General features: G+C 71.3%; 21 protein-coding genes. 6 read left to right on the top strand and 15 right to left on the bottom strand.

From position 1 onward, the window contains the following. Positions 1–104: 104 nt before the first annotated feature. Positions 105–608 carry a CGNR zinc finger domain-containing protein gene (locus ACZ49J_RS23605; RefSeq protein WP_467452717.1) on the top strand — a complete coding sequence of 168 codons (504 nt, stop codon included), beginning with the start codon at positions 105–107 and terminating at the stop codon, positions 606–608. Positions 609–810: 202 nt separating this feature from the next. On the opposite strand, the gene ACZ49J_RS23600 is transcribed toward ACZ49J_RS23605, so the two are convergent. From ACZ49J_RS23600 to ACZ49J_RS23575, 6 genes are all read right to left on the bottom strand, one after another. Continuing rightward, positions 811–1,521 carry a cupredoxin domain-containing protein gene (locus ACZ49J_RS23600; RefSeq protein WP_467452718.1) on the bottom strand — a complete coding sequence of 237 codons (711 nt, stop codon included), beginning with the start codon at positions 1,519–1,521 and terminating at the stop codon, positions 811–813. Continuing rightward, a complete protein-coding gene (locus tag ACZ49J_RS23595) occupies positions 1,518–2,084 on the bottom strand; it encodes a hypothetical protein (protein ID WP_467452720.1) in 567 nt (188 codons plus the stop codon). Before ACZ49J_RS23595 ends, ACZ49J_RS23600 begins: the two co-directional genes overlap by 4 nt. A 119-nt stretch (positions 2,085–2,203) precedes the next feature. Further along, a complete protein-coding gene (locus ACZ49J_RS23590; protein WP_467452721.1) occupies positions 2,204–3,259 on the bottom strand; it encodes a cupredoxin domain-containing protein in 1,056 nt (351 codons plus the stop codon). Between the two features lie 27 nt (positions 3,260–3,286). Further along, positions 3,287–4,624, bottom strand: a complete 1,338-nt coding sequence (locus tag ACZ49J_RS23585) for a copper resistance CopC/CopD family protein (protein ID WP_467452722.1) — start codon at positions 4,622–4,624, stop codon at positions 3,287–3,289. 11 nt (positions 4,625–4,635) lie between these two features. Then, on the bottom strand, positions 4,636–5,253 hold the full coding sequence (locus ACZ49J_RS23580) for a hypothetical protein (protein ID WP_467452724.1): 618 nt from the start codon (positions 5,251–5,253) through the stop codon (positions 4,636–4,638). A 694-nt stretch (positions 5,254–5,947) separates the two neighbouring features. Beyond that, on the bottom strand, positions 5,948–7,291 hold the full coding sequence (locus ACZ49J_RS23575; protein ID WP_467452725.1) for a UDP-glucose dehydrogenase family protein: 1,344 nt from the start codon (positions 7,289–7,291) through the stop codon (positions 5,948–5,950). Positions 7,292–7,490: 199 nt separating this feature from the next. On the opposite strand from ACZ49J_RS23575, the gene ACZ49J_RS23570 reads away from it, so the two are divergent. Then, on the top strand, positions 7,491–8,648 hold the full coding sequence (locus ACZ49J_RS23570) for an acyl-CoA dehydrogenase (RefSeq protein WP_467452726.1): 1,158 nt from the start codon (positions 7,491–7,493) through the stop codon (positions 8,646–8,648). Here ACZ49J_RS23570 and add read toward each other — a convergent pair. Together add and ACZ49J_RS23560 are read right to left on the bottom strand one after the other, a co-directional pair. Then, complete coding sequence (gene add / locus ACZ49J_RS23565; RefSeq protein ID WP_467452727.1) at positions 8,626–9,678, bottom strand: adenosine deaminase; 1,053 nt, start codon at positions 9,676–9,678, stop codon at positions 8,626–8,628. The genes ACZ49J_RS23570 and add overlap by 23 nt on opposite strands. Before the next feature lie 88 nt (positions 9,679–9,766). After that, positions 9,767–10,795, bottom strand: coding sequence for a glycosyltransferase family 2 protein (locus tag ACZ49J_RS23560; protein WP_467452728.1), 1,029 nt, complete (start codon positions 10,793–10,795; stop codon positions 9,767–9,769). Between the two features lie 128 nt (positions 10,796–10,923). Between ACZ49J_RS23560 and ACZ49J_RS23555 the strand changes: the two genes are divergently transcribed. Then, entirely contained in the window at positions 10,924–12,375 is a 1,452-nt protein-coding gene (locus ACZ49J_RS23555; RefSeq protein WP_467452729.1) for an LCP family protein, read from the top strand. A gap of 29 nt (positions 12,376–12,404) precedes the next feature. On the opposite strand, the gene ACZ49J_RS23550 is transcribed toward ACZ49J_RS23555, so the two are convergent. Together ACZ49J_RS23550 and ACZ49J_RS23545 are read right to left on the bottom strand one after the other, a co-directional pair. Further along, positions 12,405–13,151 carry a ribosome-inactivating family protein gene (locus ACZ49J_RS23550; RefSeq protein WP_467452731.1) on the bottom strand — a complete coding sequence of 249 codons (747 nt, stop codon included), beginning with the start codon at positions 13,149–13,151 and terminating at the stop codon, positions 12,405–12,407. 231 nt (positions 13,152–13,382) lie between these two features. Beyond that, the gene (locus ACZ49J_RS23545; RefSeq protein ID WP_467452732.1) at positions 13,383–13,931 is read right to left on the bottom strand and encodes an acyl-CoA thioesterase; all 549 of its coding nucleotides are present in this window, start codon (positions 13,929–13,931) and stop codon (positions 13,383–13,385) included. 119 nt (positions 13,932–14,050) lie between these two features. On the opposite strand from ACZ49J_RS23545, the gene ACZ49J_RS23540 reads away from it, so the two are divergent. Then, the gene (locus ACZ49J_RS23540; protein ID WP_467452733.1) at positions 14,051–15,355 is read left to right on the top strand and encodes an LCP family protein; all 1,305 of its coding nucleotides are present in this window, start codon (positions 14,051–14,053) and stop codon (positions 15,353–15,355) included. Positions 15,356–15,457: 102 nt separating this feature from the next. On the opposite strand, the gene ACZ49J_RS23535 is transcribed toward ACZ49J_RS23540, so the two are convergent. The 4 genes from ACZ49J_RS23535 to ACZ49J_RS23520 form a co-directional block, all read right to left on the bottom strand. Continuing rightward, a complete protein-coding gene (locus tag ACZ49J_RS23535; RefSeq protein ID WP_467452734.1) occupies positions 15,458–17,134 on the bottom strand; it encodes an LCP family protein in 1,677 nt (558 codons plus the stop codon). A 338-nt stretch (positions 17,135–17,472) separates the two neighbouring features. Next, positions 17,473–19,194 (bottom strand): LCP family protein, encoded by a 1,722-nt coding sequence (locus tag ACZ49J_RS23530; RefSeq protein WP_467452735.1) that lies wholly within the window; start codon positions 19,192–19,194, stop codon positions 17,473–17,475. Between the two features lie 222 nt (positions 19,195–19,416). Then, positions 19,417–20,595: an LCP family protein gene (locus ACZ49J_RS23525; RefSeq protein ID WP_467452737.1), complete on the bottom strand. Its 1,179-nt coding sequence runs from the start codon at positions 20,593–20,595 to the stop codon at positions 19,417–19,419. A 770-nt stretch (positions 20,596–21,365) separates the two neighbouring features. Further along, positions 21,366–22,121 (bottom strand): TIGR03089 family protein, encoded by a 756-nt coding sequence (locus tag ACZ49J_RS23520; protein ID WP_467452738.1) that lies wholly within the window; start codon positions 22,119–22,121, stop codon positions 21,366–21,368. A 137-nt stretch (positions 22,122–22,258) separates the two neighbouring features. On the opposite strand from ACZ49J_RS23520, the gene ACZ49J_RS23515 reads away from it, so the two are divergent. Next, positions 22,259–23,635, top strand: coding sequence for a peptidoglycan recognition protein family protein (locus ACZ49J_RS23515; RefSeq protein WP_467452739.1), 1,377 nt, complete (start codon positions 22,259–22,261; stop codon positions 23,633–23,635). Positions 23,636–23,828: 193 nt separating this feature from the next. Continuing rightward, positions 23,829–24,911, top strand: a complete 1,083-nt coding sequence (gene manB, locus ACZ49J_RS23510) for a mannose-1-phosphate guanylyltransferase (RefSeq protein WP_467452740.1) — start codon at positions 23,829–23,831, stop codon at positions 24,909–24,911. A 578-nt stretch (positions 24,912–25,489) separates the two neighbouring features. Here the strand turns inward: manB and ACZ49J_RS23505 are convergent. Further along, entirely contained in the window at positions 25,490–26,497 is a 1,008-nt protein-coding gene (locus ACZ49J_RS23505) for a DNA-3-methyladenine glycosylase family protein (RefSeq protein ID WP_467452742.1), read from the bottom strand. Positions 26,498–26,616 lie beyond the last annotated feature (119 nt).

Genomic DNA, 26,616 nt, shown 5'->3' with positions numbered 1-26,616 from the left:
CGGTCAACAGGTAACCGTTACTGCATGCTGCCGCACATGGGGTAACACCGCAAGCGCGAAACACCGTCATCGGGAACGCCACGATCGGAGGTACCGTCGCTGGCATGAGTGAGAGAGCGCCCGCACCCGACGGCCTCGCCCTGGTGGAGGCCCTGGTGAACACCCTCGACATCGAGTCGGGCGCCGACCTCCTGGACACGGCCGAGGGCCGCGAGCGGTTCGGCGTCCCGGAAAGCGACCTCGCGGACGTGCGGGAACTGAGGGAATCGCTGCGCGCCGTCTGCCTGGCCCACGCGGGCCACCCGCCGCACCGCGAGGTGACGCCCCTCGGCGAGCTGCTGGCGCGGGCGCCGCTGTACGTCGCGGTCGACGCGCGGGACGGCTCGGCGACCCTCGCCCCGGCCGACGAGGGCCCGTTGCTCTCCCGTGTCGCGGCGGCCGTGGCCCAGGCGCTCACCGCCGGCACCTGGCTCCGCCTCAAGGCCTGCGAACTGCCCGAGTGCCACTGGGCGTACTACGACCGCAGCCCGGCGGGCCGCGGTCGCTGGTGCTCGATGTCGGTGTGCGGGGCGCGCGCGAAGATGCGCCGCTACCGCGCGAAGGCCTGACTCAGGGGTCCTTTCACTATGCCCGTCCGGGTCGCGCGGCCTGGCACCGCACCTCGCCGCGTTGCCGAAAGGCCCTAGTAGCTCCTCCCCCGCTCTCGGCTTCGCTCGAGCGGGGGGACCCCCATCGAGGACCTTCCGGCGCCTTGCGATGCACGGCACCAGACCACGCGACCTGATCGGACGCTCATAGTGAAAGGACCCCTCAGTCCCCGCCCCCTTCCCGCGAGGCCGCCGCCCGCGAGCCCACCAGCAGCAGGCACAGCACCGCGACGCCCGCGACCAGTCCGGCCAGCACGAGCAGCGGATCGAGGGGGCGGGCCGCCGACGCGGTCTGCTGGGCCTGCGGTGCCGTGGTCGTGGGCGGGGAGCCCGCGGCTGCCGGGGAGGCCATGGACACGCTGGGGGACGCCGACGGCGAGCGGGTCGTGCGTGCCGCCGGCGACCTGGTGCTCGGTGCCGCGGGCGTCGCGGCCCGCCCCGGCACCGTCGCCCGCTGCCCGGACGAGGTGCCCGCGTGGTCGTGGGTGGCGGGCGCCGCCGAGGTCGCGGGTGCCGCCGCGCGGACCACGATCCGGGCCGTCATGTCCGGGTGGACGGTGCAGTAGTAGCCGTACGAGCCGGCCCGGGTGAAGGTGAAGCTCCAGCTCTGCCCCTCGTTCAGCATGGGGGAGTGGATCGGGGCCGGGCCCGAGGTGGTCTTCACGTCGTGCGGAGCCGTGTCCTGGTTGGTCCAGGTCACGGTGGAGCCGACGTCGACCGTCAGGGTCCCCGGAGCGAAGGCGTACCCCTTCATCACCACCCGGTACGAGGCGGCCGCCGCCCGCTGCGGACCCGTGAACGGCGGGAACAGCAGGAACGAGAGTGTGAGAACGGCGAGTACGGCAGCCGACGCCGTCCGCCGTGCCGCCCTCACGCGAACTCCGCGGCGACCAGCAGCCTCAGACGGGTGGCCGGGCACAGCCGGCCGAGCCGGAACCCGGTGGCCCGGCGCAGCAGACGGTACGGCAGCCGGGCGGTGCCCACCACGAGCAGCCGGTCGTCGGCGCGTTCGACGACACGCAGCCACAGCAGCGCGGGGAAGAGGACGCCGCCCAGTTCGAGGTCGGCGAGCAGCCGCAGCCGGCGGCCGCCGTCGAAGGGCTCGACGTGCTGGGAGACGAGGGCGGCCCTGGACGCGGTGAGCGCGGACCGCGGCCCGAGGCCCGCCAGCTGGAAGCGGAACACCGCCTGTTCGGCAGGACCGGACATGCCGGCACCGGACTCGCCCCTGTCGGGCACGCCGGGCTCCGGCACGGTCAGCGCGGCCCCGGTGAGGGTGAGGTGGCGGCGCCGCGTGGGCAACGGCCCGTACCAGCAGGTGAGTTCGGTGAACGAGCGGCCGGGGGCCACGGCGTACCGGCCGGGCCGCGGCAGCCATCCGCCCCCGTCGGGCGACTCGGGCGGTGGGGACACGGTGGGCAGGGTGACGGTTGTCATCCCGGATCTCCTTGGAAAGCGGTTCCCGAGGTGTGGGGAGCGTGTGGAGAATGGGGCGGGCGCCGGTCCGGCCGACTGAGCCTCGGCCGGACCGGCGTCCACCCTCCTCCCAAGGCGCGTCAGCAGCTGTCGGTGAGGAAGTCCTCGGTGGGGGCGAGCAGTTGCCCGGCCCAGACCGTGTGCATCTTCACGTAGCTGTCGGCGTTCAGCAGATCGCCGACCTGCTGCCCGGGCGACTCCTCCAGGTGCGCCTTGTTGATGTGGTTCAGCAGCACGCTGAGTGTGTCGTCGGCGACCGTTCCGCCGCCCTCGACGGCCGGTGTGAGGATGTTCTCGATCCACACCGTGTGCGTCCTGACGTACGAGTCGAGTGCCAGCGCGTCCTGCACCTGCTGACCGGGCGACCGCTGAAGGTGCGCGGTGCCGAGGTGCTGCAGGATCGGCAGCAGGACGTCCTTGACGCTCGCGCACTGCTCGTCGTCACCGGAGCCGCCACCGCTCGTGCCACCGGACGTACCGCCGGTGCCGCCGCCGGACGTACCACCGCCCGAGCCTCCGCTCGAACCGCCACTCGAACCACCCGAGGCGCCACCGGACGTGCCGCCCGTCGACCCCCCGGTGGACCCGCCGGACCCACCACTGGTTCCACCGCTGGAGCCGCCACCGGACCCGCCCGTCGACCCGCTGTCGTCTGCGACGACCTTCACGGACCCGACCATGTCCGGGTGCACGGCGCAGTAGTACTCGTAGGTCCCGGCCTTGGTGAAGGTGTACGACCAGGAGTCGCCCTGCTCCAGCGTGCCGGAGTCGAAGTCCTCCGGACCCTTGGTGGTGGTGACCGTGTGCGGCGCGCTGTCGTGGTTGGTCCACTGCACCGTGTCGCCGACCTTGACGACGAGCTGCTCACCGTCGCCGAACTTGTAGTTCATGATGTCGACCTGGTAGTCCGGCGCGGCAGCGGCGGCGGGCTGGGCCTCGGCGGCGGCCGCGGGCGCCTGAGCCGCGCCCGCGGTCCGCTCGGAGCCGGCCGTGGAGGTGCCCGAGGCCGCCTGCAGCAGCCCCAGGCTGAGCACGGCCGCCAGGGCCGCGCCGAGCCCGGCGAGGAGCAGGGCCCGGTTCCCGGCGGGCGGCCTGCGGCGCCGCTCCCGCTCGCCGGTTTCGTTGGTGCGTTTCACAACAACTCCTTTGTGTATCAGGGGAGTTCACCGGCCGGGATCGGCGGTGACGAGCAGACTCGTCACGGCCAGGACGACGAGGACGAGCCCCGTCTCGGCCGCGACCGAGTAACCGAAGGGCCGCACGGAGGCGGCGTCGCCGCGCAGCAGCACGGCGAGAGCGAGACGGGTGCGCACCCACTGCCTGCTGAACCAGGCCGCCACCATCACCACGGCGAGGACCCCGGTCTTCAGCAACAGCAGATGCCCGTACGAGGTGTGCAGCAGGGCGTCGTACGACCCGACGACCTGCCAGGCGAGCACCAGGCCGGCCGCCGCGACGGCCAGCACGCTCGTCGCGGCGAGCCGCGAGTACCCGGGCACCACGGCGGCCAGCTCACCGGGCTCGCGACGCGGCAGCACGGCCACCACGAGCATGACGAGCCCGCCGATCCACAGCGAGGCGCCCAGCAGATGCACCAGATCGGCGACGGCACCCCAAGCCGGCTCGCTGCCCTCGGCGTTGTGGCCCGCCATTCCGGTCGTCCGCAGCAGCCCCAGCGCCACGGCGAGGGCGCCCACACGCCACCCGGGCGAGCGCGCGGCACCCCCGCCGCCCTGCAGCAGCCCGGCCAGCACCACCGCAGCGAGCACCCACAGCAGCCCCCGGGCGGCGAGCACGATCCCGGGCCCGGTGGTGAGGACGTCGGCGTACGTCGCCGCCCGCAGGACGTCCCGCAGCCCGCCGAACGCCCCGTACGCGCCCTGCAGCCCGACCCCGGCGACGGTCGACAGGAGTCCGCCGGCCCACGCCGACGCGAGCAGCACCCGGGCCCGCCGCTCCCGCGCACCCCGCGGCCACAGCAGCGCGACGAAACCGAGTCCGCCGACGAAGAGGGCCAGCGACACGTAACCGGCCCACCGGACGGCGACGAGACCCTTGCGCACCGCCGCCTCGGGGGCCGGCGCGGCGGTGGGCCCCTCGGCGCGGTCCTGCCGGGCGCCCGTCTTCGTCCCGATCTCGAAGGTGATCCGCCCGGAGGAGGCGTGCCCGTCCTCCTCGTCGACGACCGACCAGGTGACGGCGAACTCCCCGCTCCCCGGCCGGCCGAGAGCGACCCGCACCCCCTTGTCCCCGGCACCCGGCGCACGCGTCACGGGAAGCCGGTCACCGTCCGGCCTCATCACCCGCACGTCACCGGGCTCGACGGCTTCGTCGAAGACCAGGGTGAGGTGATCGGGCGCCTTCGCGAGTTCGGCTCCGTTCCCCGGAGCCGAGCGAACCAGTTCGGTGTGGGCGGAGGCGGGCGTGACCGAGAGCGGACCGCAGAGGAAAACAACGACGAGGAACGACAACAGGGCGATCCGCGAACGGGAACGAGGCACACGGCGGACGATCACGGGGTGACCTCCGGCAGCGGTGAGGCGGAAATCCCGAGAAGTCCGTCGACCGGGGGGAGCCCGACACAGGGTGAGGCCTCGGGAGAGGGCGTCGCGTCCGTTCCGTTGACGGCCTCGAACAGCGGCCGGGTGAGTCCCGTCAGCAGCGGCTTCACGAGCCGCACCTCACCGTCCTCACACGTGTCGCCGCCCGCCGGAGGCTCCTCACTCGGGGACGGCGACGGGGACGGCGAGCCCCCGGGCGCGGTACCGGATCCGTCCCCGGACCCGTGCCCCGCGTGGCCCTCTCCCTTGCCGCTCCCGTGCCCGGCGTGCGACCCGGCCCCGCCGCCGAACACGGGAAACTCACCGCTACCGACAGGCACTTGGCCTACCGGAACCTGGCCCGCCGGGACCTGTGGTGCGGGGTTCGCCGGGGCGGGTGCGGGGTTCGGCGGGGCCGTGGCCGCGGGCGGTGAGGCGGGTGGGGCGGCGGCCTCGTCGGCGCCCGACGCCGAGGGGGCGCCGATGCCCGAGGCGTAGCCGAGCACGATCACCACGGCGCCGACGAGCGCTCCCGCGACCACCTCGTCGCGGTGGTCTCTCGGCCAGTCCGCCCTGCGCGACAGGGGCATGGTCACTCCTGGCATGGTCCGGTCATTCCGGTCAGTGAATGCGGACCAGTGGAGTGCCGTGCGAATTCCGCGTGACTACGCGGCAGTTAAGCGATTGTTGCCTGCCTCTCTTATGGGGGTGCCCCCGTTGTGAGAACGGTCGAGACCGGCGTCATTCCGCGCAATGCGGCTGTGAAGAAGGCGAGTAGAGGGGGCGTCAATTCCCTCACAATGCTCGAATAGGGCTCGAATTCTTCAGGGGGATTTCGAGGACAGGGTATTCGCGATTTCACCACACCTCGGCCATGGAATCCCGCCCCCCGAGCTCTGCGGGTGGCCGGCCGCGGGTTCGCTGAGGGTTCGCTGCGGCTTGTCGCGCCCACGCGGCGGAGCCGCATATGCAACACAGCCCCGCGCCCCTGAAAACGCAGCCGCGTTACCCGTTGTCCCGACGGACCGCGACCGCGACGCACCGCGACCGCGACGCACCGCGACTACGACGCACCGTCAGCCGCTCACGCACCCAAGGGGGTGTGCCGGGAGGTGCCCGCCCGCAGCGGCCGACGTCCGCCGCGGAAGGACTGAACGCCTCACAGCACCGCCGGACCGAGGACGGAGACCTCGCGGCGCGCCCCCGACCCACGAACAAACGCGTAGGCGACGCGCGCCCCCTACGACGGGAAGGAACTCACCAACCGCCCCGAACCCCAAGACCTCAGGCCGCAGGCCGCCCCATCGCCCGGTACGTCCACCCCGCCCGACGCCACAGCTCCGGGTCCAGCGCGTTGCGCCCGTCCAGCACGAGCCGGGTCGCCGCGACCTCACCGAGCGCCGCCGGGTCCAGCTCCCGGAACTCCCGCCACTCCGTCAGATGCAGCACGACGTCGGCCCCGCGCACCGCCTCGACCGCGGAGTCCGCGTACCCGAGTGTCGGGAAGACGCGCCGGGCGTTGTCCATGCCCTTCGGGTCGTACACCGTGACCTGCCCGCCCTGGAGATGGATCTGCCCGGCGACGTTCAGCGCCGGCGAGTCCCGTACGTCGTCCGAGTCCGGCTTGAACGTGGCGCCCAGCACCGCGACCCGCTTCCCCAGGAACGATCCACCGCCCAGTGCATGCCGCGTCAGCTCCACCATCTGCCCGCGCTGACGCATGTTGATGGAGTCGATCTCGCGCAGGAAGGTCAGGGCCTGGTCGGCCCCCAGCTCACCGGCCCGCGCCATGAAGGCCCGGATGTCCTTGGGCAGGCAGCCGCCCCCGAACCCGATCCCCGCCCTCAGGAACTTCTTCCCGATCCGGTCGTCGTGCCCGATGGCCTCCGCGAGCTTGGCGACGTCACCGCCGGAGGCCTCGCACATCTCCGCCATCGCGTTGATGAAGGAGATCTTGGTGGCCAGGAACGAGTTCGCCGAGGTCTTCACCAGCTCGGAGGTCGGGAAGTCGGTCACGATGAACGGCGTCCCGTCGGCCACCGGCGTCGCGTACACCTCACGCAGCAGCTTCTCGGCCCGCTCGCTGCGCACACCCACCACGATCCGGTCGGGCCGCAGCGTGTCCTGCACGGCGAAGCCCTCCCGCAGGAACTCGGGGTTCCACGCCAGCTCCGCGTCCGCCCCCGCGGGCGCGTGCTCGGCGAGGTACGTGGCCAGCCGGTCCGCCGAGCCGACCGGCACGGTGGACTTGCCCACGACCAGCGCGGGCTCCCTCAGATGCGGCGCGAGCGAGGCGATCGCGGAGTCGACGTACGACATGTCGCAGGCGTACTCACCGTGCCGCTGCGGGGTGTTGACGCACACGAAGTGGACGTCACCGAACTCGCCCACCTCGGCGTAGTCGGTGGTGAACCTCAGCCGTCCGCTGGAGCCCTCGATCCCCGCCACGTGCTTGCGCAGCAGCTCGTCCAGCCCGGGCTCGTACATCGGGGCCTCGCCCCGCTCCAGCTTCTCGATCTTCTCGGGCACGACATCGAGCCCCAGCACCTCGAACCCCAGCTCGGCCATGGCCGCGGCGTGCGTGGCGCCGAGATAGCCGGTGCCGATCACTGTGATCCTGAGGGCCATGGGTACTCCAGGGGTGTACGTCCGCGGGGTGGCGTAGCTGCGCTGCCTGAGCATAGTCGGGGCGTGTCCGCCCCCTTCACCGGGCAGTTTCCCCTTGTCGCCAAGCTCACGTACCCGTCACGCGAGCGGAGCCCTAAAATTCGGGTTACTTAACGGTAATTAGCGTCAGCAGCACAGCGTCTTTGGAGCGTGAGAGACCGTGGCCGGATCGGCTGACTTCGACCTGTACCGCCCGTCCGAGGAGCACGACATGCTCCGAGACGCGATCCGCGCGCTCGCCGAGGCGAAGATCGCGCCGTACGCCGCCGCCGTGGACGAGGAGGCGCGCTTCCCGCAGGAGGCGCTGGACGCGCTGGTCGCGGGCGACCTGCACGCCGTGCACGTACCCGAGGAGTACGGCGGCGCGGGTGCGGACGCGCTCGCCACGGTGATCGTGATCGAGGAGGTGGCGCGTGCCTGTGTGTCGTCCTCCCTCATCCCCGCCGTGAACAAGCTCGGCTCACTGCCCGTGATCCTCTCCGGCTCGGAGGACCTGAAGAAGAAGTACCTGGCGCCCCTGGCCAAGGGTGACGCGATGTTCTCGTACTGCCTGTCCGAGCCGGACGCGGGCTCCGACGCGGCAGGCATGAAGACGAAGGCGGTCCGCGACGGCGACCACTACGTCCTGAACGGCGTGAAGCGCTGGATCACGAACGCCGGTGTCTCCGAGTACTACACGGTGATGGCGGTCACCGACCCCACCAAGCGCTCGAAGGGCATATCGGCCTTCGTCGTCGAGAAGTCGGACGAGGGCGTGTCCTTCGGCGCCCCCGAGAAGAAGCTCGGCATCAAGGGCTCCCCGACCCGTGAGGTCTACCTGGACAACGTCCGCATCCCGGCCGACCGCATGATCGGCGAGGAGGGCACCGGCTTCGCGACGGCGATGAAGACACTGGACCACACCCGCATCACGATCGCCGCCCAGGCCCTCGGCGTCGCCCAGGGCGCCCTCGACTACGCCAAGGGCTACGTCCAGGAGCGCAAGCAGTTCGGCAAGCCCATCGCCGACTTCCAGGGCATCCAGTTCATGCTCGCCGACATGGCCATGAAGATCGAGGCGGCCCGCCAGCTCACCTACGCGGCCGCGGCCAAGTCCGAGCGCGGCGACAAGGACCTCACCTTCCAGGGCGCGGCCGCCAAGTGCTTCGCCTCGGACGTGGCCATGGAGGTCACCACCGACGCCGTCCAGCTCCTCGGCGGCTACGGCTACACCCGCGACTACCCGGTCGAGCGCATGATGCGCGACGCCAAGATCACGCAGATCTACGAGGGCACGAACCAGGTCCAGCGGATCGTCATGGCGAGGAACCTGCCGTAACGGCCGGTGACTTGACGTGAAGGGTGCCCGGTCCCGGGCACCCTTCGGTGCTCAGCCAGTCGCCGATGAGGGTGAGCGCGTCCTCCACGACGGCACGTGGGGCGCCGGAGGACTCGACGGAGGTGCGGGCCACCGCGGCGAGTTGGGGGTCGGTGAGGGCGAGGGCCGTGCGGGCTGTCTCGTACTCATCGAGCAGGCCGGCGCCGAACAGAAGGGGATCGTCGGCGTTGAGAGTGCAGCGGACGCCCGCCTGCAGCAGCTGTGGGAGGGGGTGGGCGGACAGCGACGTCACGACGCCGAGGGCGACGTTCGAGGTGGGGCAGACATCGAGGACCACCTCTTCAGCGGCCAGACGGGCGACGAGAGCCGGGTCCTCGACCGCCCGCACACCGTGGGCGATCCGTCGCGCACCCAGCACGTCGAGCGCGGCGCACACGCTTGCCGGACCGGCGAGCTCCCCGGCGTGCGGGGCGGAGATCAGCCCGGCGTCACGGGCGATGGCGAATGCCTCGGCGAACGGTTCCGGAGGGTGGAGGGCCTCGTCGCCGGCCAGGCCGAAGGCAACCACGCCGTGGTCTGCCCGCCGGGCCGCGAGACGGGCGGTCGCGACGGCCTCCGAAGGGGCCGCGTTGCGCCGGGCGAACAGCACGACGCCGAAGCCGGTGCCCAGCCCGGCAGCGGTTCGGCGGCCCTCGTCGATGACCGCGTCCAGCACGTCGAGCGCCGCGTGCGGATCATCCTCGTAGGTCAGGGGGTTCAGGTGCGGCTCGATCCACACCGCCCCGTCCGCGGCGGCGTCCTCGACCACTTCGCGCACCAGCCGCAGCAGGTTCTCCCGCGGGCCCTCACGCACCAGCCGCGCGGCGGCACCGTACAGGGGCCCGAAGTCCTCGAACGACGCGAAGCCGCCGCTCGGGTCCGGCAGTCGCAGGCCGCGCTCGCCGGCCAGCTCCGCGAGCGTGGCGGGGCGCATCGCGCCTTCGAGGTGGACATGGAGGTGAGCCTTCGGCAGCCGGGCCAGGCTTCGCATGGCGCATCACCCTACGACCGTGCCCGTGAGGGGCGCCAGAGGTGCCGGGCAGGCCCTGGAGCCTGCCTGCGACGCCCCCGGTGACCGCTCAGTTCTCCGCCACCACCGCCGGCCGTCGCGACGCGATGACCCGCTTCGCCAGCGACCGCGGGCTGGTCAGGAAGCCGAAGCCCCAGGACATGTGCATGGTGGCGAGGGCGACGGGGATCTGGAGCCGCGCCTTCGCAGGCAGGCCCTTGCCCGCGGGCAGCGAACCCGCCACGATCGCCGCGAGGTAGCCGCCGGGGACGACGAATCCCCACGGCGTCAGCACGGCGCCCACCACGATCCCCGCGGCGATCGCGCACAGAGCGGTCGGCGGGGCGAGGTAGCGCAGGGTGATGGAACCCTCGTGGTAGCGGGCCACGACGTGGCGCCAGCGTCCGTAGTCCTTGTACTGCTTGGCCAGGGCCCTGACCGACGGCCGGGGGCGGTACGACACCTTCAGCTCGGGCGAGAACCAGATCAGCCCGCCCGCCTCGCGGATGCGGAAGTTCAGCTCCCAGTCCTGGGCGCGGATGAACTCCTCGTTGTAGCCGCCCTGTTTGTCGAGGGCCTCGCGGCGGAAGACACCCAGGTAGACGGTCTCCGCGGGGCCCGCCTCGCCGCCCGTGTGGAAGGCCGCGTTGCCGACGCCGATCTTCGAGGTCATCGCGGCGGCGACCGCGCGCTCCCAGTCGTTCTCGCCCTCGGCGTGCATGATGCCGCCGACGTTCTGCGCGCCGGTCTCCTCCAGGAGCCGTACGGCCGTGGCGATGTAGTTCGGCGACAACATGCCGTGCCCGTCGACGCGCACCACGATCGGATGACGGGAGGCCTTGATCGCGGCGTTCAGCGCGGCCGGGGTGCGGCCCGTGGGGTTCGGGACCGTGTGCACGCGCGGGTCCTCACGGACCAGCTCGGCGGCGATCTCGTCCGTACGGTCCGTGGAGGGACCGAGGGCGATCACGACCTCCATCTCGCCGGCGTACTCCTGGGCGAGGATCGCGTGGACGGCACCGCGCAGATGCCGCTCCTCGTTGAGGACGGGCATGATCACGGACACGGCGGGGAGCGGCACGACGGGCTTGGCGTTCATAGAGAGCTCACGTTACCGCGAACGGGGGACACCGACGCGCGCCGCCCGGCCGCTGGGCCGGGCAGCAGATCGTATGGGCCTACGGTGCTAACGGATCCCACCCCCAGTCCTCGCGGAGGTGTCCCCCCGTGCCCTCACCGCTCCGCCGCCCCGCCCGGCCGAAGCCGCCGCGTTCCCGACGGCCGCGTGTGCGGCGCAGCCGGTCGGGCTGGGCCGTGCGGGTGGTGACCACGCTCTCCGTGGTGGTGCTCGCCTCCGCCGGCATCGGTCACGCGATGCTCACGAGCCTCGAAAAGGACATCGCCCGCGTCGACCCCTTCAAGGACATGAAGAACCGCCCGAAGCCGGGCCACGGCATGAACATCCTGCTCGTCGGCACCGACGGGCGGGACCAGGTCACGAAGGAGGAGCGGCACAGATACCGGCTCGGCGGCGCCCCCTGCCACTGCACGGACACGATGATGATCGTGCACATCTCCCAGGACCGGGAGCGCGCCAGCGTGGTGAGCCTGCCGCGCGACTCGTACGCCGAGACGCCCGCGCACACCGACCGCACCACCGGCGAGCGGCACGACCCGCACCCGATCAAGCTGAACGCGGCGTACGCGGAGGGCGGGCCGGAGCTGACCGTGCGCACGGTCGAGCACATGACGAAGGTCAAGATCGACCACTACCTGGAGGTCGACTTCATCAGCTTCATGAAGACCGTGGACGTGCTCGGCGGCGTCGAGATCTGCACCGCCCGCCCGCTGAAGGACCCGTACACCGGCCTCGACCTCCCCGCGGGCACGCACCGGCTGAACGGCGGGCAGGCCCTGCAGTACGTCCGCTCCCGCCACGCCGACGGGTCCTCCGACCTCGGCCGGATGCGGCGCCAGCAGCGTTTCCTCGCCTCGCTCGTCGAGTACGCCACGTCCTCCGGAGTGCTGCTGAACCCGATGAAGTTCCGTGACGTCACCGGGGCCGTGCTGGGTTCGGTGCGCGCGGACGAGGGGTTCGGCACACGGGAACTGCTGGACCTCGGGCGGGCGCTGCGCACCTTCTCGCCCTCCTCGTCGGAGTTCACCACGGTCCCCATCGAGCAGATGGGCTACACCGTGCAGGGCGTGGGCTCGACGGTGAAGTGGGACGGGGCCAGGGCGGGCCGCCTCTTCGAGGCCCTGCGCGGCGACAGACCGCTGGCGTCGTACAGGACGCGACGGAGCGGAGCCGTCCGCGTCGAGGTGGCCCCGGAGCGGATCCAGGTCCAGGTGGAGAACGGTACGACCGTGGACGGGCTCGGCAAGCGGGTGGACGACCTGCTGGCGGCCGCCGGGTTCCGTACGACCGGGGTGCCCGTGAACGCGACGTACCCGGACGCGGAGCGCACGGTCGTCGTGTACGACCCGCGCTGGGACCGCTCCGCCCGTTCCCTCGCGGCGGCCCTGCCGGGGGCCGGGCTGCGCCGGGCGCCGGGGCAGGGGCCGACGCTGAGGGTGATCGCCGGGGCGGACTTCAAGGCGGTGCGGAAGGTCAGGGCCGCCGACCCGTACGAGAAGGAGACGGCGGTGGTGACCGGCGAGGACGCCTCCTGCCCCTGAGGAGCCGGGACGGCGGTGCCCGCCGGTCGTCACAGGGAGTTCATCAGCTCCGCCTCGGCCCGGGAGACGGTGTGCGAGCCGTGGTCGAAGACCTCCTGGAAGGCCCGTTCCAGCGCGTCGAACCGCGCGGCCTCCGAGACGGTCAGGGTGAAGACCATCAGCGCCCTGGCCGTCGAGGCCTCGTCGGCGTCGTCCCGGAGCGCCGTGAACGCCTTCGTCATCAGCCGTTCGTCGATCACCAGGCCGGCCCGGCTTCTGCCGCCGACCCGCTCCAGGTCGTCGTAGCTGCCCCTGAAGCGCAGCTCGTCGGGGGCGTCGCTGTTCTCCGTGCCCCGGAAGCAGAAGAAGCTGTCGTGGCCCTGGGGCGTTCGGAGCCGGTAGCCGATGACGGCCAGGTCCCGTGCCCTGACGAGCAGGCTGACGTGGGGCGCCCCGGTTGTGCGGGGGGCCTCACCGGCCCGCAGGCCGACGGCGAAGACCTGGTCGGTCCGCAGCATCTCGTCCCTGGGCACCCGCCCGCCGGCCGCCTGCTCGCGCACCGCGCTGATCATCGCGCGGTACGCCGTCAGGCCGTCGTTGACGTCCCAGGTGATGTCCCCGCTGTCGTCGACGGCACCGGCCTTCTCGTGGAACTGCGGGGCCACCACGACGGCTCCGGCGAGCAGCCCGGAGATGAGGAGGTAGAGCGCCAGGAACTTCCCCGACAGCCGGCGGGCCCGGCGCCTGTGACCGGGGCCGTTGGCCGGGGGTTCGGGTGACGCGACGTGCAGGTGCATGCGGGGGGCTCCTTCTCACGCAGCGGGGCACGCTGGATCGGTCTCGCGTCCCGCTGGTGCGTGAGTCTGTTCAGGTGCCTCAGAGGCAACCAGAGGCAGATGTCCCAACCGGCCAGTACCGACAGGTTTCCCGGGTGATGACTCGTGTGACGTGTCCAACGGCACACGGTGGCTCGGACCCGGACAGTTTCTCCCCGCCCTACCCGTCCCATCCGGCTGGTGGAGGGCCCCTCAGTCCTCGTAACCCTCCGCCGTCCGCCGCTCCCGCAGTTCCATGATCGCGCGGCGCCGGGCGAGGCGGTGCGTGCGGCGGATCTGGGCCTCCTGGTAGCGGCGCCGGTCGCGGTCCGTCTCCGGGACGACCGGCGGTACCCGGCGCGGCTTGCCGTCGGCGTCGACGGCGGCGAACACGAGGTAGGCCGAGCCGACCTGCTGGGGTGGGGTCGACTCGTTCCAGCGCTCGGCGAGCACCCGGACACCGACCTCCATCGACGTGCGCCCGGTCCAGTTCACCTGGGCCTTCACATGCACCAGGTCGCCCACCCTGACCGGTTCCAGGAAGGCCATCTCGTCCATGGAGGCGGTGACGGCGGGGCCGCCGGAGTGCCGGCCCGCCACGGCGCCGGCCGCGTCGTCGACCAGCTTCATGATCACTCCGCCGTGCACCGTGCCCAGAAGGTTGGTGTCGTTGTGCGTCATGATGTGGCTGAGCGTGGTGCGGGAGGCCGAGGTCGGCTTGCCCGGAATATCAGGGTCCGGGGCTGGGGCCTGGTCTGTCATGGCCCCCACCTTATGCGGCTCTGACATTTGTGCGATTTGTGTCAGCTTCGCAACAGCACTGCCTCCGTTTTTCGCCGACCCTTGTGAAGGGCATGGCGGGGCACTGCACACTGGTCCGCATGAATGACTGGCCCGAGGGATGGTCCGACAGCAACCGCGGCGGTGGATACGGCCACGGTAGTGCGAGCGCACAGCCCGAGGGCGCGCGCGTGATGCGACAGGTGCGGCGCGACCCCGCCGGAGCCCCGCCGCGCGGCGGGGTGCCCCCGCAGCCGTCGTACGACAACTACGACGACTACGGCGACGGATACGGCACGCCGGAGCCGTACGACAGCGGCTACAACACCGGACAGGTGTACAGCGGCAGTGGCCGCCGCGGCGGCGGCTTCGTGCCCAACGACAACGACCCGGACCCGGAGCTCCAGCGCTACAGGCCGCGGCCGAACTACCGCCGCCGCGTCAAGTGGACGGCGATCACGGTGGTGACCGTGCTGGTCGCGTGGGCCGTCGGCACCTACTTCTGGGCCGACTCCAAGCTGAACCGCGAGGTCGACCTCTCCAAGGTGATCGACCGGCCGGAGGCGGGCGAGGGCACCAACTACCTCATCGTCGGCTCCGACAGCCGGGCCGGCCTGTCCGACGAGCAGAAGAAGGAACTGCGCACCGGGTCCGCGGAGGGCAAGCGCACGGACTCGATGATGATCCTGCACACCGGCAGCAACGGTCCCACGCTCATCTCGCTGCCCCGCGACTCGAACGTCACGATCCCCACCTTCAAGGGCTCCGACTCCGGCAAGACCTACCCGGGCACCGGCCGCCAGGTGAAGCTGAACGCGGCGTACGCGGAGGACGGCCCCGAACTGCTGGTCCGCACCGTCGAGGCCAACACGGGCCTGCACATCGACCACTACGTGGAGATCGGCTTCGCGGGCTTCGCCAACATCGTCGACGCGGTCGGCGGCGTGGAGATCGACATCCCCAAGGGCGGCATGAAGGACACCAAGTCCGGCGCGAACTTCGAGGCGGGCAAGCAGACCCTGAACGGCGCGCAGGCCCTCGCCTTCGTCCGCACCCGGTACGCCCTCGCGGGCAGCGACCTGGACCGCACGAAGAACCAGCAGAAGTTCCTCTCGGCCCTGGCGAGCCAGACGGCGACGCCGAGCACGGTCCTCAACCCGTTCAAGCTCTACCCGACGATGAGCGCGGGCCTCGACACCCTCATCGTTGACAAGGACATGAGCCTGTGGGACCTGGCCGACATGTTCTGGGCCATGAAGGGCGTCACGGGCGGCGACGGCAAGTCCATGAACATGCCGATCTCGGGCAACTCCCCGAACGGCAACCTCCAGTGGAACACCACGAAGGTCAAGCAGCTGGTCAGCGAACTCAAGAACGACGAGAAGGTGACGGTCTCGGGTAACTGAGACAGCCGGCTACGACATGCCGGCCACGGCATGAGACAGCGGCGGCCCGCACAGCGCGGGCCGCCGCTCCTGCGTCACCGGCAGGCGTCACCACCAAGGGCACTACCAGGTGAAGTTCGGGTTCACCTTCATGCACGCCTTCTTGTTGCCGCCGTTCAGGGCGTCGGCGGACTCGGGCGTCGAGTCGTCCTCCTTCTTCGCCTTGTACGCCGTCCCCTCGCGCCAGTCCGCACCCACGACGAGCGTGACCCCGCTGACGTCGGCCGACTTCTCCACCTGGCTCAGCGGAATGCCCAGGGCCTTGGCCACCGTCTCGGCGTCGCCCTCCAGCTCGGCGCTCGGATAACGCACGACGGTCTCGTCCTCGGACACCGCCGTGGTCTGGTCGGCCGTGGCCTTGGTGAAGCCCTCCCGCACGAGCAGCCCGCTCACCGTGCCCGCGCGCCCACCGGCCGGAGCGAGCGCCGACGTCCTCGTGCCGTTCTGGACGAGCACACCGATCTCGTCCTTCGCCGCGGCCGGATCGTTGGAGCCCTCCTGAGCCGTCGCCTTCTTCTTGTCCTTGCCGTCCAGCGCGATGTCCTCACGCACCAGCCGGAACAGCTTCTCGGCGTCGCCCTCCTTGGGGATCACCCGGGCGCCGACGTAGGTGTACGGCATCGTCGTCATCGTGATCCGCTCGGGCTCGACCTTGCGCAGCTCGGTGCTGAGGTCGTACAGCGCCTTCACGGTTCCCAGGCCGTCGTCGACCGTCAGGGCGTCCGTGGCCTCCTCGGCCAGTTTGCGCAGCTTGTTCGGGTTGGTGATCGTGGCGTTCTCGCGCAGCTCACGGACCATCGCGTTCATGTACTGGTGCTGTGCCTTGGCACGCGCGATGTCGCTGCCGTCCTCGAACCCGTACCGGGTGCGCAGCCACTGCAGCGCCTGCTTGCCCTTGATGTACGTCGTGCCCTTCTCCAGCTTCAGGCCGGAGCCGTGGCCCTGGCTGTCCTTGGAGTAGATGTTGTCGGTGACGCACACCGGCACACCGCCGATCGCGTCGGCCATCGACACCACGCCCGAGAAGTCCACCATCATGAAGTGGTCGATGTGGATCCCGGTGAGCTCCTGCCACGTCGCGACCGTGCAGCCGGGGCCACCGCGGCCCAGCGACTGGTTGGTCATCACCCGGCCGCTGGACGCCGCGTACACCTTGCCGTCGTCGGGGTCCGTGCACTTGGGGATCTGCAGCAGCGTGTCGCGGGGCATGCTGATCACCGACATGTTGGTGCGGTCGGCCGACAGGTGCAGCAGCATCTGGACGTCCGCGAGCGGGGTGCCGCCGAAGGTCTCCCGGGCGCCGCCGAGTTGCTGGTTCTCCTTGGTGTCCCGCGCGTCCGAGCCGATGAGCAGGATGTTCAGCGGGGTCTGGCCGGCCGCGTTCGGCGTCGGCTCGGCGATCTCCTTGTCGCCGAGGTTCAGGTCGTCCTTCTCGATGTTGCCGTTGAGGTGCTGGTAGTAGAGGTAACCGGCGCCCGCCGTGCCGAGTATCAGAACCGACAGGACCGTCGCCGACCAGCGCAGGACGCGGCGTCTGCGGCGCGGGCGCCCGGGAGCGCTCCCGCGCCCGCGGCCACCTCCGCCGTGCCGTCCGTGCCCCTGCGGCTCGGCCCCCTGGGCGTCGTCCGCCCCGTCCACCGCCGGACCGCTCTCCGCGCCGTACGGGCCGTCGTCCCAGCCCTCACCGGCCTCCCGCACCCCTGGCCGACGTCGATCCCCCCGCACATCGCTGCGCACCATCTCCCTGCCCCTCCCCACCCTGCCTGTCGAACGAGACCGTCCCCGCACCCTTGTTGGACCTTCGAGAGCCCCACTCGGATGTACTCATGAAGGGTTGAACGCATCACTCGACCGATCCGGATGACACGTTCGTACGCCCGGATCCGGGCACCCCGTAGCGCCCGTCCCGGATGTGTGGCACACGTCCGGTTCGGCTCGACTCCCCGCCGTACCACCGACCCGGACACACGCGGGGACACGCCAGGGCCGGACACGCACACGCCCCTCGGGACGCGTCCCCGTGTCCGGCCCGGACACACCTCGCGCTCTGTCAGACGCGGAATGACCCCGTCAGGTCATCAACCGGCGCACGTTTCCTTGTCCGCCGTGTTCTTCTGGACGTCCAGATCGGCCGCCGACGTGCTCTGCGATCCGGCGCCCTTGAAGTCCTTGCCGAGGGTGAGGACCATCGCGGGCAGCCCCTGGTCGTTGGTCTCGCTGTTGCCTTCACCGGGCTTCAGCGCCGACGCGGACAGCCCCAGGATGTCGGCCAGCTTGCGGGCCTGGTCGGCCTGGTCGGGATCGTACGCGAGGGTCGTCTTGGCCTGGGTCTTGTCGGCGTTGCCGAGCTGACTTGACTTGGTCACGCCCTCATCGTTCTGCAGGTACGTGAGAGTCTCCTGTGCGCTGCCGGCCGGGGCGCCGCCGTTGTAGATGTCGACCCGGACGTCGGAGGCCTTCGCCCGCGTGCCCTTGAGCTTCGCGGCCTCCTTCTCCTTCGCCTTCTGCTTGACCTCGCTGAGCGACTGGTCGGCCTTGATCGTGTCGAAGAGCTCCTGGGCCTTGACCGGGGTGGGCAGCACGGTCGCGCCGTCGGTGTTGTCGATCACGGGGACGGTCGTGAAGGTCAGGTTCTTGGTCTTGACCTTGCCGATCTCCTGGCCGAGCGCGGCGAGCTTGCGCAGGTTCGCGATCTTCGAGTCGACGGTGAGCGCCTTGGTGCCCGCCTCGGCGAGCTTCAGCATCTTCGACGGGCTGGTCAGCGTGTCGTTCGACGACAGCTTGCGCATCAGCGAGCTGAGGAACTGCTGCTGGAGCTTGATCCGGTCCAGGTCGCTGCCGAATCCGACGGCGTGCCGGGTGCGCACGAACGCGAGGGCCTGCTCGCCCTCGATGGTGTGCTTGCCCGCGGACAGCTTCAGATGTGACTTCGGGTCGTCGAGGTCCTTCTTCAGGCAGACCTCGACGCCGCCGACCGCCGAGGTCAGCGTCTTCACCGCGTTGAAGTCGGCCACCAGGAAGTGGTCCGGCTTGATACCGGTGAGTTCGGTGACCGTCCGCATGGTGCAGCTCGGGGTGCGCTCGGCCTGGCCGAGGCTCACGTTGAATCGAGTGTTGGGCGTGCCCGCGATGTCCCTCTGGGTGCCGTCCGCCAGCGTGGTCGGGCAGTCCGGGATGTCCACGATCATGTCCCGCGGGATGCTCATCGCGGTCGCGTTCGTACGGTCCTTGGAGACGTGCAGCAGGATCGTGGTGTCCGCGTGGCCGACGCTGCCGGCGTCGCCGTACCCCTTGTTGCCCTTGCCGTCGCGCTTGTCCGTGCCGATGATCAGCACGTTGATCGCGCGGTCCTTGCTGAAGCCGCCGGTGCTCGCGCCGTCGTCGGAGACAGCGGTGATGTTGCTGTTGAGGTGCTGGTAGTAGAAGTAGCCCGCCGCGCTCGCGGCGACGAGGACGAAGGCCAGCGTGCCGCCCGTCCAGACAAGGACCTTCTTGCCCTTGGACTTGGCCTTCGGCCGACGGCGCCCCGGCGGCGGCTCGACCGGCGCACCGCGCCGGCGCCGCTGCCCCGGCACCACCTCGGGCATCTGGCGCGTACCGGTCCCCGCCGTCACGGTCCCCGCACGGGTTCCGGCGGATCGCGTCGCCGTGGCGCCCGCACCCGCCCCCCGGGGCCTCGGCACCGTTGACTGCGGTGCGGAAGGGGTCAGTCGCAGTTCGTATTCACCGGTGTTCGGGTTGAGTACCCACTGGTCTGCGGGGTCGATGTCATCCGCCCGCCCACGGCCTTGCGCGTCCACGGTTGTCCGATTCCTCCGTTGGGGCCACGCGGCGCCTTCCCCCTCAAAAGGCGCTCGGGTCTCGTGCAAGTGGTGCGCGACCGAAGAAGGCCTGACACACCGGATCGCTCACACTATCCGCCCGATTAGGCGTCAAGCGACGGCGGTGACAAATTCCACGTCCATACACCTGGGCAATCCGCCCATTTGTTAGCGCATTTGTTCCCTTTGTTGACGTGCGCTTTACCTGCAGCCGTCGTCGGCGGCGGTGCTGCCGCGGAAAGTGGGAGCCGGGTCGGACTCATGGGAGCCCTCCTCGCGCGTGTCCTCGAAGGACTCGCTGTAGTCGTGCGGGTGCGCGTTCGACTCCCTGTACGGATTCTTCGGGCCCCCGCGTTCAGTCCTGCCGCTGACTTCCGACGCCGCATTGCGGCTTTTTGAGCCGGATTCCTCCGGATTCTCCGTGACCACGGTCACCGGTCTGTCCTCACGCAGGCGTGCGAAGAGTTCGCCGGCCGCGGGTTCCACGAGTTGGTCGCGATTGGTGTTGTAGGGGTACGACCGGCGGGGGGCGGTAAGGAACTGCACCTTTTCCGTAGGGATCGTGCGCAACCCGCGCACGAGGTCGTACAAACCGCGCAAACTGGCCAGTGGGGGGTCGGTCGTGAGCGCCGACGTTGCCGCGTCGAGCACGGGATAGAGCTTCACCGGGTTCAGCAGGACGCCGCTGCTCTTCACCTTGCCGGCCAGCGCGCCGAGGAACCGCTGCTGGCGCCCCATTCGTTCGGTGTCGCTGCCGTCGCCCAGGGACTTGCGGGCACGCACGTAACCGAGGGCCTGCTCACCGTTCAGCCGCACCTTGCCCGCGGGGAGCCGCAGCTTGGCCGCCTTGTCGTCGATCGGCTCGGTCACGCAGACCTCGACCCCGTCGAGGGCGTCGACGAGCTTCTTGAACCCGCGGAAGTCCACCACCACGTGGTGGTCGACACGAATGTCCGTCAGCTTCTCGACCGTACGGATCGTGCAGGCCGACCCGCCCATCTGGAAGGCGCGGTTGAAGACGGTGAACCGGGGCTCGGTACGCGTGCCGTTCCGGCTCCGGCAGCGGGGCACGTTCACCATCAGGTCGCGGGGCAGGGACACGGCGGTGGCGCTGCCCCGGTCGGCCGCGAGGTGCAGCAGGATCGTGGTGTCGGAGCGCTCGGTGCCCACGTCCCGCCCGTACTTGCCGTTGCCCGCGCCCGACCGTGTGTCCGACCCGATCAACAGGATGTTCTGCGCGCCCCGCACCAGCGCCGTGGGGCGCTCCTTCTCGTACCGGGCGAGCTCTCTCGCCGCCTCGGTGTCGGACGTGATGTTCCCGTCGAGCTTCTCGTACGCCGCCCACCCGACCCCGACGGCCCCGACCACGAGCACGGCCATCCCGACCGCACCCCACTTAACCCACCCCCGCCGCCGTCCCCCTCCGCGACCGCCCTCACCACTTCTCACCTCCGGTTCACCCCCTGGCGTCGTACGAGCGTGACGTGCTCTTACGACGATGCCCCGACCCGAGAGGGACGGCGGCCGGGGCGAGCCGAACGGGGGAGGAGCACTGACACGGCGCCCGAAGGGGCGCGGGGGTGTGACATGTGCGGCTCCGCCGCGCGGGCGCGAGAACCCGGGCCGGCCCGCAGGCGACGTGCGGCGTGCACCCACCCCTTCAGGGGCGCGGGGAACTGCGCGAGAAACCACGGCCGGCCCGCAGGCGACGTGCGGCGTGCACCCACCCCAGGGGTGCGGGGAGCTGCGCGGGAAACCTCGGTGGATCCGCGGGAATGCACGGCGGGCAGTGCCGGTCAGGGGTGCGGGGAGCTGCGCGAGAAACCACGGTGGATCCGCGGGAATGCACGGCGGGCAGTGCCGGTCAGGGGTGCGGGGAACTGCGCGAGAAACCATGGCGGATCCGCGGGACTGCACGGCGGGCAGTGCCGGTCGGGGGCGCGGGGAGCTGCGCGGGAAACCACGGCCGGCCCGCAGGCGACGTGCGGCGTGCACCCACCCCTTCAGGGGCGCGGGGAGCTGCGCGAGAAACCACGGCGGACCCGCGGGAATGCACGGCGGCAGTCCCGGTCAGGGGCGCGGGGAACTGCGCGACAAGCCACGACGGACCCGCAGCGAACCCACAGCCCCCCAACCGCCGGAGGCAACCGTCAGTGAGCCGTAACCGTCACCCGCTCACTCTCGATCCGCTGCGCCAACGCCTCCTCCCCGACCCGCTCGAGATGCCGGCACAACACCACGGACCCACCCGTCGCGAGCGGCCCGTACAACCCGGCCTCCAGCCCCTCCCACGTGTCGTACGGCAACCCCGACAACAACCGCGACCCGGGCCCGGTCAACCCCAGCGCGGGCGCCTCCGCCCGAGCCCGCTCCACCACCTCCGCGCCGCTGAACTCCCGCCCTGCCACGATCAGCGCGGGCTCCTCGGGGTCGACGGGCGCGTACGGCACGAAGCGGTCACCCTGGCTCGGAACCTCCACGGCGTAGTCGACGAACCCCTCCGGCGGCTGCGGAAAGCGCCCCCCGAGCGGCCGCAGCGCCAGCGCCACGCGCTCCCCGGAGCAGGCGCGGGCCTCGTCCAGCGTGTCGGGCCCGCTGACCACGACATCGGCCGCCGCAGGCGCACCGGCCACGTCCGCGACCACCCCCACCGACGAGCACGCCAGCAGCCACACGGCCGTCTGCCAGTGCGCGGGCAGCAGGAGCGCGACCCGGTCGCCCGGCGCGGCGGACAACTCGTCCTGGAGCAGGTTCGCGGTCTTGGCCACCCAGTTGGCGAAGGTGGCCACGGACAGTTCGACCCGTTCGCCCGTGGCGTCGTCGTAGAAGGTCACCAGGGGGCGCGCGGGATCCGCGGCGAGCGCGGATCGCAGCAGGTCGGCAGGGGTGCGGTCGGTGGCGTTCACGCGGCAAGCGTACGCGGGCCCCCACCGGGACGGGCCGCCCGGTGGGCCGGTCGGGCCACCGGTTCGGGGGAATCCGGCCGACGCCCCGTCAAATCCTGGATGTGCGGAAAAGGATGACTGTGCGCAAGATCAGACTTATGCGTAGATTCCTGCCACCTTCGATCGGCGTCACATGCGCCGCGGTTCTCTCCGTCCCCCTGACCCTCCCCGCATCTCCAGCCACGGCCTCGACCTCGACCTCGGCCACGGCCTCGACCTCTGCCTCGGCGTCACCCTCCGCCTTGCCGCCACCCCTTGCTTCGGCCGCCCCGATCGACCCCCCGTCCGACGAGTCCCTGCCGGGCAGTACCCGCTCGATCCCCGTCGCCCCGTTCGCCGGCGACCGCGCGACCGCTGCGACCCCGTCGGACCAAGGCGTCACCCGCCGGGGCGTACGGTCGTTCTCGCTGGTCGGAGTGGTCTGGGACGACCCGGAAACCGAACTCCGCGGCCGCGTTCAGGTCCGTACCCGGGCGATGGGCACGGCCCGCTGGTCCGGCTGGCAGGACATCGAGACGCACAACAAGGAGCACGCGCCCGACCCGGACACCGCCGAGCGCGTCTCCGGACGCGTGCGCGGTGCGACGGCACCGCTCTGGGTGGGCCCCTCGGACGGCGTCGAGCTGCGGATCCGCGCGGAGATCGAACACCGCACGGGCGTCCCCGGAGTCCAGACGCTCCCCTCGGGGCTGCGCCTCGAACTCGTCGACCCGGGCGCCGGCAACGAGCCCCCGCCGGGCGGCGCCCCCGCGGACGCCTCGCAACTCGGCGCACTGACCGCCGAGGAGGCCGCCGCGTCCGCGGTGAACGCGGACCTCGCGCCCCTCGGCGCCTTGGAGATCCCGGCGTCCGCACGGGACGTCGGGGAAAAGGCCGCGTCGCGTCCCCCCATCGTCACGCGCCGTGGATGGGGCGCCGACGAGCAGCTGAGGGAGCGTGACTTCCTCTACACGAAGCGGGTCGACGCGGCCTTCGTGCATCACACGGCGTCCGGCAACAACTACACCTGTTCGCAGGCCGCTTCGGTCATCCGCAGTATCTACCGCTACCACGTGGTGAGCAGCGGCTGGCGCGACATCGGCTACAACTTCCTCATCGACAAGTGCGGAACCATCTACGAGGGCCGAGCGGGCGGTGTCGCCAAGCCCGTCATGGGTGCCCACACCCTCGGGTTCAACGTGAACACCATGGGTGTCGCCATGCTCGGCAGCTTCAACACCGTGAAGCCGCCCGCCACCGCGGTCACCGGAATCGCGAAGCTCACCGCTTGGAAACTAGGACTTTACGGGGCGGACGCCGATGGCAGGACATATCTGACGTCGGGCGGTGGCAATCTCTACCCAAAGGGTAAGAAGGTGCGACTGAACACGATCTCCGGTCACCGGGACGGCTTCGCCACCGAGTGCCCCGGCCGCAGCCTGTACAGCATGCTCGGCACGGTCCGCTCGCAGGCGGCGCGGTACCAGGCCGGGTAGGCCGGTGTCGGTACGCGCACCTGAGGACCCACTTCGCACAACACCCGCGCTTCGGGCGGGTCCCCCACGTACAACTCAACACAGAGCCATCGAAGGACCCCCGCGCTGCCATCGAAGGCGTATCGAACGGTCTGCATACACTGGCCGGCCGAAAGACAGTTCGGCCGGTCCCGGCAGGAAGCAGAGACGACAGGTGACAGAAGCGATTCTCCTGGTCGGCGGCAGAGGTACCCGGCTGCGTCCGCTCACGGTGCACACCCCGAAGCCGATGGTCCCGGCGGCGGGCGTCCCCTTCCTCACCCACCAGTTGGCGCGGGCGAGGGCAGCGGGCGTCGACCACATCATCCTGGCGACCTCGTACCTGGCCGAGGTGTTCGAGCCGCACTTCGGCGACGGTTCCGCGCTCGGCCTTCACCTGGAGTACGTCACCGAGGACGAACCCCTCGGCACCGGCGGCGCGATACGCAACGTGGCCTCGCGCCTGCACTCGGGCCCCGACGACCCGGTCCTGGTCTTCAACGGCGACATCCTCACGGGCCTGAACATCAGGGCCCTGGTGGCGACCCATCAGTCGACGGGCGCGGACGTCTCCCTGCACCTGACGCAGGTGACGGACCCGCGCGCCTACGGCCTGGTCCCCACGGACGCGACGGGCCGGGTGACGGCCTTCCTGGAGAAGCCGCAGACCCCCGAGGAAATCGTCACGGACCAGATCAACGCGGGGGCGTACGTCTTCCGCCGCTCGGTCATCGACACGATCCCCACGGGCCGCCCGGTCTCGGTCGAACGCGAGACGTTCCCGGACCTGCTGGCGGCGGGAGCCCACCTCCAGGGCATGGTCGACTCGACCTATTGGCTGGACCTCGGCACCCCGGCGGCCTTCGTCCGCGGCTCCGCCGACCTGGTCCTCGGCCGGGCCCCGTCCCCCGCCGTCCCCGGCCGCTGCGGCGACCGTCTGATCCTCCCCACGGCCCACGTCGCCGGCGACGCCAAACTGACCGGCGGCACAGTGGTCGGCGAGGGCGCCTTCGTCGGCGAGGGCGCCCGCGTCTTCGGCAGCACGGTCCTCGCGGGCGCCGTCGTGGAACCCGGCGCCGTCATCACCGACTCCCTGATCGGCGCCAGAGCCCGCATCGGCGAACGCTCGATCCTCACCGGTGCGGTCATAGGCGACGGCGCGGTCATAGGCGCGGACAACGAACTCCGCGACGGCGTCCGAGTATGGTGCGACGCAAGAATCCCCACAGCAGCGGTCCGCTTCTCATCGGACGAGTAGCCCCGGGCAGCCCCTCGGGCAAGAGCCCTGGGCCGGCCGCCGTGGCAGCGAACACGAGGTTGGTCGCTGGGCGAGTGGGCTGGGGGCTGGTAGTCGGGCGAGCAGATCGGCGCGGTCTTCGGGCGAGTGGGGCGGGTCTGGTGGCCGTGGGAGCGGCTATGAGGTTGGTCGCCGGGCAAGTGGGCCCCGCCGTGCTCATCAGGCGAGTGAACCCGCACTTGTCTGCCCGGGCCAGCACCAACCAGCCCGCCCGGCGCTTGAGGACGAGGCCGTTCAGGCCGACGAACAACCCACCCACCCGCACCGACCCACCCACCCCGGCCCCTGCCCACCGCGGGGGTCCGGGGGCGGCCCCCCGGGGGACGGGACGGGTAGGGGCGGCGGGGGCGACAACCCTCACCCGCACCGCAAAGCGGCCCGCGCCCCAAAGCGGCCCGCGCCCCAAAGCGGCCCGCGCCCCAAAGCGGCCCGCGCCCCAAAGCGGCCCGCGCCCCAAAGCGGCCCGCGCCCCAAAGCAGCCCACACCGCAAAGCAACCCGGCCCCCCGCAGCCACCCTCCCCGGCAGCAACCCGCCCTCCTACAACCGCCCGATATCCCCCCGAGGCATCTTCGGCACTCGACGAGCCGGCACACACCCCGACAACAGAATCAACCGAGCCGCCCGATGCCGCTGCCCCGCATACGGCTCGAGCAGCGACAACATCACAGAGTCATCCGCATCCCGATCACCCGCCAGCGCATAGCCCACGATCCCCGGCAGATGCAGATCCCCCACGGTCACCGCGTCCGCCGCCCCATGACTGCGCTGCACGGTCTCCGCCGAGGTCCAAGGCCCGACCCCCGGCACGACCTCCAGCCGCCGCCGCGCCTCGTCCGGCGTCATCCGGACGCCCTCCTCCAACCGCGCGGCGACCCGGACGGCCCGCAGAACCGTCGACGCCCGCTTGTCGTCGACCCCGGCCCGATGCCACTCCCACGACGGGATCAACGCCCACGTCCGCGCCGCCGGCACCACATACATCCGCCCCGGCACGGGCCCCGGCGCCGGCTCACCGAACTTCCGCACGAGCAACCGCCACGCCCGGTACGCCTCGTCCGTCGTGACCTTCTGCTCCAGGATCGACGGAATCAGCGACTCCATCACCAGCCCGGTCCGCGTCAGCCGCAGCCCCGGCCGCCGGTGCCGCGTCAACGCGACCAGCCGGTGCCGCGGCTCGAAGGCGTCGGGATCGTCGAACGCCCCGAGCAGCGAGGGAAGCTGGTCGAGCAACCACTCACCTCCCGGCCCCCACGCCTCACCCTCCGCGACGCCGCCCCGCAAGGCGACCCGCAGCGTCCCGGGCCCGGCCGGCGTACGGCTGGTCCGCCACACGGACCCGTCCGGAGCCGCGCGGAACGTCGGGTCCGCGGGCCCGCGCCGCAGCGGCCCGAGCACCAGCCCCAGATCGAGGGGCCCCTCGGGCACCCAGGTCCGTGTCCGCCCCGCCACGGGGGCGGCCCGCGCCGCACCCCTGGGCCCGGGCACGACGACATGCCCGCCGCGCACGGTCGTACGCGTGGGCCGCGGTGCGAAACGTCCTGCCACGGGTGCCGTCCTAGAGGCTCAGGGGGTTACCGAAGAAGGGGCCGTTGATCCAGTGCATCGAGATCCAGTGCATCGAGATCCAGTGCACCGAAGCTTCTCCGCACGGTGCTCAGTCCACC

Source organism: Streptomyces sp. NPDC030840, from assembly GCF_055572015.1.
The sequence above is the reverse complement of the archived record's forward strand: the minus strand, read 5'-3'. Positions and strand labels throughout refer to the sequence as shown.